This window comes from Nocardia cyriacigeorgica NBRC 100375, assembly GCF_000308555.1.
Taxonomy (GTDB): domain Bacteria; phylum Actinomycetota; class Actinomycetes; order Mycobacteriales; family Mycobacteriaceae; genus Nocardia; species Nocardia cyriacigeorgica.
Genome location: NZ_BAFY01000008.1, coordinates 22,476 through 28,475, shown reverse-complemented (window position 1 = coordinate 28,475; position 6,000 = coordinate 22,476). Strand labels below are relative to the sequence as shown.

Annotated in this window: 8 protein-coding genes; 5 read left to right on the top strand and 3 right to left on the bottom strand. The window is 69.2% G+C overall.

Annotation, left to right across the window (positions count from 1 at the left end; all coding sequences use genetic code 11):
• From RJ05_RS00595 to RJ05_RS00575, 5 genes are all read left to right on the top strand, one after another.
• Window positions 1–888: septum formation family protein (locus RJ05_RS00595; protein WP_036531667.1), on the top strand; the 888-nt coding region annotated here is incomplete at its 5' end.
• 17 nt (window positions 889–905) lie between these two features.
• On the top strand, window positions 906–1,256 hold the full coding sequence (locus RJ05_RS00590) for a metallopeptidase family protein (protein ID WP_036531648.1): 351 nt from the start codon (window positions 906–908) through the stop codon (window positions 1,254–1,256).
• Between the two features lie 172 nt (window positions 1,257–1,428).
• Window positions 1,429–1,761, top strand: a complete 333-nt coding sequence (locus RJ05_RS00585) for a PE family protein (protein WP_036531646.1) — start codon at window positions 1,429–1,431, stop codon at window positions 1,759–1,761.
• Window positions 1,762–1,809: 48 nt separating this feature from the next.
• A complete protein-coding gene (locus tag RJ05_RS00580; protein WP_036531644.1) occupies window positions 1,810–2,976 on the top strand; it encodes a PPE domain-containing protein in 1,167 nt (388 codons plus the stop codon).
• Window positions 2,973–3,803, top strand: coding sequence for an ESX secretion-associated protein EspG (locus RJ05_RS00575; RefSeq protein WP_036531643.1), 831 nt, complete (start codon window positions 2,973–2,975; stop codon window positions 3,801–3,803). The genes RJ05_RS00580 and RJ05_RS00575 overlap by 4 nt, the downstream gene beginning before the upstream one ends.
• A gap of 106 nt (window positions 3,804–3,909) precedes the next feature.
• Here the strand turns inward: RJ05_RS00575 and RJ05_RS00570 are convergent, their stop codons facing one another.
• The 3 genes from RJ05_RS00570 to RJ05_RS00560 all read right to left on the bottom strand — a co-directional run bounded on the left by RJ05_RS00570 (window position 3,910) and on the right by RJ05_RS00560 (window position 5,956).
• Window positions 3,910–4,569, bottom strand: coding sequence for a histidine phosphatase family protein (locus tag RJ05_RS00570; RefSeq protein ID WP_036531642.1), 660 nt, complete (start codon window positions 4,567–4,569; stop codon window positions 3,910–3,912).
• Window positions 4,566–5,480, bottom strand: a complete 915-nt coding sequence (pheA, locus tag RJ05_RS00565) for a prephenate dehydratase (protein WP_036531641.1) — start codon at window positions 5,478–5,480, stop codon at window positions 4,566–4,568. Before pheA ends, RJ05_RS00570 begins: the two co-directional genes overlap by 4 nt.
• A 68-nt stretch (window positions 5,481–5,548) precedes the next feature.
• Window positions 5,549–5,956 (bottom strand): hypothetical protein, encoded by a 408-nt coding sequence (locus RJ05_RS00560; RefSeq protein WP_036531640.1) that lies wholly within the window; start codon window positions 5,954–5,956, stop codon window positions 5,549–5,551.
• Between the last annotated feature and the right edge of the window lie 44 nt (window positions 5,957–6,000).

Below are 6,000 nucleotides of genomic sequence, written 5' to 3'. Positions count from 1 at the left end.
GCCGTGCCCGCAGGCGCCGAGAAGACCTTCGGCACCGCGACCCGCGGCGACTGCCTCAGCTGGACCGCGCCGGATCGCTCCGATCTGGTCGAGGTCGACTGCGCCGACAAGCATCTGTTCGAGGTCACCGCCGATATCGACCTGAGCAAGTACCCGGGCAAGGAGTTCGGCCCAGGTTCGCGTTTTCCCGATTCGCTGCGGTTCACCGAGCTCAAAGAGGAGCACTGCGTCACCGCGGCCCAGCAGTACCTCGGCGGAAAGTTCGATCCGCGTGGGCGTTTCGTCGTCGGGCTGATGTATCCGAGCCCCGAAGGCTGGGCCAAGACCGGAGATCGCAAGTTGCGCTGCGGACTTCAGGCCGCAGGCCTGACCGGCGCGGCCTCGGCGCCGCTGCCGACGACCGGCAGCGTGCTCGACAACGACCAGTCCAAGGTGTTCGCGCCGGGTGTGTGCCTCGGCATCAACCAGAACCTGCCGACCGATCCGGTCGACTGCACCCAGCCGCACGCGGTGGAGATCGTGGCGACCGTCGATCTCGGCGGCCGCTTCCAGGGCCCGCCACCGCCGAAGGAAGAGCAGGACAAGTTCGTCGAGGGTGAATGCGCGCGGCTGTCCACCGAATACCTCGGCGGCCCCGACGTGCTGCGCAACAAGACATTGACGCTGTTCTTCGACTACATCGACGCGCGTAGCTGGCTGGCGGGCAGCCGCAAACTGGACTGCATGGTGGGCAAGGGCGCCGACCGCGAGGGATTCGCGCCCATCACCGGATCGGCGAGGGGCGACATCCTGATCAACGGCCAGGCCCCGGTGCCGCCGCCGAGCGACGGCCGCTACACCCCGCCGCCGCTGCCGGGCGCCGCACCGCTGCCGCCGCAGCCGCGGTAGGCGGGGCGAGGACGTCCATGCCGGTCTCGATGTCCGAGGACCGCTTCGAGGAGCTGGTCGCCGATGCGCTCGATCTCATTCCGCCCGAACTCGCCCGAGCCATCGACAATGTCGTGGTGCTGATCGAGGCACGCAATTCGGAGGATCCACATCTGCTGGGGCTCTATCACGGAATCGCGTTGACCGAGCGCGACAGTCACTACGGCGGCTCACTTCCGGACACCGTCACCATTTATCGAGACGCCCTGCTGGACATATGCGCCGACGAAGAAGAGGTGGTCGAGGAGGTGGCGATCACCGTGATCCATGAGATAGCACACTATTTCGGGATTGACGAAGAGCGACTCCATCAGCTGGGATGGGGCTAGTCTTAGCCCGAGCTGTATGCGAACCTGTGGATGGGGGTTCGCGTCCGGCTGCCGAGACCGGAAGGAAACTCTGGATTCGATGGAACCGATCGTGGTGACGTCGCGTCCAATGTACTCGTAGGGGGAATTCTCGTGGTTCCGCCGAACAGCTACCACTAGAAGGAGTCGAGACATGATTGGCAACGTGCACGTCACACCCGAACTCATCCTCGCCGCGGCTGTCGAACTGGATCTGCTCGCCGACCGTCTGGCCGGGGTGGCCGCGGTAGCCGGACCGGCAACGCATGTCCTCCCCTCCGGCGCCGAGGAGGTGTCGCTGCTGGCGGCGAACCACTTCAATCACGCCGCCATCACCCACGACCGATCCATCGCGCAAGCGATTCTCGAACTGCACCACGCCGCGGCGATCCTGCGCACCCAGCTCGCGCAGTACATGGCCGAAGACGCCATGTCCGCCGGAATCGTCACGCTGACCGGCGCACCGTTCACCTCGATCGTCGCCTAGCCGACCGCCGATCCGGCTCCGAGCTTCACACAAGGGGAGAAACAAAGCATGACCGCAGGAATCACCGGGGTGTTCTGGCTGCCCCGCATGGCCGAATTCAACTCCGTCTCGCTCAACGCGGGCGCGCACGCCGTCCCGATCTCGGCCGCGGCCACCGCATGGGGGACGCTGACCGGCGCCTGGGTGGATGCCACCGCCACCGTCACCAGGGTGATGGCCGAACTGGGCCTCGGCCTGCAGAGCATCAACGGCATCGGCGCGCTGGCCCGGCTCGGCGGGTTCACCGCCTGGGCAGGCCAGCAGGGCGTGATGGCCGCGACGATGGGCAGCAAGGCCGCCGCCAACGCCACCGCCTACACCGTCGCCTCGCTGGCGATGCCGAGCCTGCCGGAGATCGTCGCGGTCAATACCGCGGTCGTCGCCTCGGCCAACCCGGCCGGTGCGCTCTCGGGCGCATTCGAGGCGGCCGAAGTCGCCAAGCACGCCATGGACATTCGCGCCGCGCTCGTGATGGAGACCTACGAGGCCGCCACCACCGCCACCGTGATCACCCCGGGTGAGTTCATCAACCCGCCGCCGATCGCCAACGGCGCCGGCTCCGCCGAAGCCGCCGCCAACGCCGATCAGGCGTTCCAGAGCGGCAACGGCGACCCGGTGCAGACCGCACTCGCCGCGGCGGGCGCGGTGGTGAACAACCCGGCGATCAGCAGCGCGGTCACCCAGGCCGCCAACGTCGCCGGTTCGGTCGCCACCAGCGGTGTGAGCACCGTCGGCAACCTCGGCGCCAACGCGATCGCCGCCGCTACCAGCACCGGCGCGCCCGGCGTCGCCTCGATGGCTCCGGTCGGTATGGCCGCCGGTGGGGCCGCGGCCGCGGCAGGCGCCTCCACCCGTGCCGCCGGAATGGGCGCGTCCCTCGGCGCCGGCAACAGCGCGTTCAAGGTGCCAGAAGGCTGGGGCGCGCCGCCGGTCAGCGGTGGTGCGGGCGCGGCCGCCCCGGTCACCGAGGTCGCCGTGGCGCGCACCGAGGGTGCGCCGCTTCGCCCCGCATCCACCGGGCCCGCCAGCCCGCTGCTCGGTCGCGGCGCGGCCAACAGCGAGGACGACGAGACCGAGCACAACGGCGCGGATTACCTGCGGGCCGACCACTTCTCCGACGGCCGCCTCGCTGCCGACGGTGTGATCGGCGCCGATCCCGCCGGGACGGCCAAGTGACGGTGCTGGGTGCCGGCCGCGGTCCCGCGACGCTCGGCGCGGTCACGCTGTCGCTCGACGAAATGCAGTTCCTGCTGGAACACTTGCAGATCGACGAGGTCCCGGTCGTCTTGAACGCGATCGGGCGCTACGACAACGAGACCGCGCACGATGCGGCAATGGCCGCGGCCGCCCAGTCGCTCGCCGAACGGGATCTGCTCAACGGTGAGGTGGTCCAACCGGACCTCGCCGACCGGCTGCGCGCGCTCAACCGCCCGCACTGGGCCATCGCGTTGCGGCTGGTCGTCTCCGGACAGGTGAGCCGGATGTGCCTGGCCAAGGGCGACGATCTGGTGACGGTCGCCCTGCGCGGGCCGGAGTCCTATGTGATCGACGAGGCCGACGAAGATCTGCCCGGTCCCGTGCTGTCGGCCCTCGGACCGGCCGAGGCGCTCGAACTCACCGGAATGAACGCCCCGACCGAGCAATTGGAGCCGATTTTCAACGACCTCGGGGACGCGACGGCCACCGCCAACCGTCTCAGCAAGGTCGGCAACCCGCCACGGGACGCGCAAACGCTCGCCTCGGCCCTGGTGCATCTGGATTCGCATGCCGAGATCGTCGGCGTCGTCTACGGCGACGGCACCCGCGAGATGGCCGACAACCATATCGCCGTATTCAATACGCGCGCAGGCCGTTTCATCGCGACCGCGAGCGTGTCCGACGACGGCGTGAAGTGGACCTCGTTCAGCAGCGGCACCAACGCCCGATTGCGGATCGCGCTACAAGATCTGATCAACTCGCTGCCGGAACGCGAAGAGTTCCCGGACAGTCCAGCGGTGGTCTGATCCGAACGCAATCCTGAATCATCGAGTCCGCGCCCGGTCACACATCGTGACCGGGCGCGGTGCTATCGGGCTCGGCTTCGATGCGGCGGGGCGGTCAGGCAGCACCTCACCCCATCGGGTCGTCGGCCCCCAACGCCGGCGCTCGCCCGAACGGCGGGGTGAACCGGCCCCAGCGCACGCACTCCCAACTGCCGTCGGGACGCGGGGCCAGCTCGATGGTCTCGGTGTTGTCGAGATGGTTGTCGGTGGTGAACGGTGGCGCGACGCCGGTCAGCGTCCGCGCGACCAGGCGCATGGCGGCACCGTGGTTGACCAGCAGCACGTCGCCGGCGTCGTCGAGCAGGTATCCGTCGCGCAGTTCGGTGATGGCGGGCAGGAAACGATCGAGCACGTCCTGGCCCGATTCGCCGCCGGGCAGCCGCTGGGTCAGCTCGCCCTCGTGCCAGGACCGGTAGACCCGAAGGAACAGCTCGTGCGCGCGCTGGCTGCTCTCCCCCTCCAGATCACCGACCTGCACCTCGTGCACGCCGTCGAGCACGCCGGCCGGGATACCGGTCGCGGCCTCGATGTAGCTCGCGGTCTGCCTGGCTCGCAACGCTTGTGAGGACAACAGCACTCGCGGCGGCACCGCGAGCCGGGACGCGAAGGTCTTCGCCTGCGCCGCACCACGTTCGGTGAGCGGCAGTCCGGGCAGACTGGTATCGAGCATCCGTGCGACGTTGCCTTCGGTCTCACCGTGCCGCACCAGAATCAGCTTGCCTGTCACAGGTCGGCAACCCCCTTTCGTAATCGGGTCAGCCACTGCGCGGCTTCCTCATCCGACGGCGGCGGCGTCCCGGTGGCCGAGGTGGCGGGCCAGGAGCCGAGAAAACGAATCCGCGCCGTGCGATGCAGGGCCTTGAGCGCTTCGGCCACCGCGGTGTCGTCGATATGGCCGACGCAGTCCAGGTAGAACCGATAGGTGCCCATCCCGGTGCGGGTGGGCCGCGATTCGATGCGGGTCAAATCGATGCCGCGAGTGGAGAACTCGCCGAACGCCCGCATCAGCGCGCCGGGGACGTTCGGCAGCTCGAGCACGATGGAGGTGCGGTCGGCGCCGGTGGCCTGCGGCGCCACCCGTGGCTTGGTGACGAGCACGAACCGGGTGATCGCGTCTTCGTGATCGGCGACGCCCTCGGCCAGCGGCACCAGGCCGAGGCGTTGCCCGGCCAGCGTGGTGGACACCGCGGCATCGGCGCGCCCGGCCAGCACATCCTCGGCGGCGGCGGCGTTCGATGCCGAGACGTAGCTGGTGGCGCCGGGCAGATGACGTTCCAGCCACAGCCGCACTTGCGCGGCCGCCACCGGATAGGCGGCCACCGAGGTGACCTCGCCGAGCTGCGTGCCGGGGCGGGCCAGGATCGCGAAGCTCACCTCGAGTTCGGTTTCGGCGATGATCTGTAGTCGCGGTCCGACGGCCAGCGAATCCAGGGTGGCCGGAATCGAGCCCTCCACCGAACTCTCGATCGGTACAACGGCACCGTCGACCGCGCCGGAGCGAATCAGGTCGAGAGCCGCGCCCTGACTGGGCGCGGCGATCCGCTCGACCGGCCCGTCGAAGGCCCCCGAGCTCTCGAGTTCGGCGAGGGCCATCTCGGTGAAGGTTCCGGACGGCCCGAAATACGCTATTCGCGGCACGCCTACGAGATTACTTGCGTGAGCCTGTGTGCTCGGCCCACTTCCCGAGGCCGGGAACGGCTGGGCTATCAGTCGGCGACCGGAGCCAGCAGCTCGGTGAGCGCCTGCGCCAGTTCCCGCGGATGCTGCGTCTCGATGGCCAGCAGTACCCCGCGCACGGCCTCGACCGCCTGCGGCTTCAGACCGGTGAGGAAGCCGACATCGGGAGTGGTCAGCGCGGTGCGGATGTCCTCGCCGCACAGGGCGGCGGCGGTGCCCGCGACGAGGGCGAGCGCGCGCTGCGGATCGTCGGTCCGTGCGACGAGACCGGTATCGGAGTGGGCGGCTTCGGCGAGGATGTCGGCGATCTCGGCGATCTCGAGGTCTGCCGCGATGATCCGGCCCGGCGGTGCCGCGGCGGGTGCGACGACCAGGCCGTCGGCCAGGTGCCGCCGTGCGGGTGCTGTCAATGCGACCAGGACCGGCTCGCTGCTCATGGGGTCCAACTTACCCATCGGCCATGTGTTGCGCGTATCCCCAC

Coding starts and splice junctions, on each gene's coding strand:
- RJ05_RS00590 (WP_036531648.1), top strand. CDS start 906: ATGCCGGTCTCGATGTCCGAGGACCGCTTCGAGGAGCTGGTCGCCGAT.
- RJ05_RS00585 (WP_036531646.1), top strand. CDS start 1,429: ATGATTGGCAACGTGCACGTCACACCCGAACTCATCCTCGCCGCGGCT.
- RJ05_RS00580 (WP_036531644.1), top strand. CDS start 1,810: ATGACCGCAGGAATCACCGGGGTGTTCTGGCTGCCCCGCATGGCCGAA.
- RJ05_RS00560 (WP_036531640.1), bottom strand. CDS start 5,956: ATGAGCAGCGAGCCGGTCCTGGTCGCATTGACAGCACCCGCACGGCGG.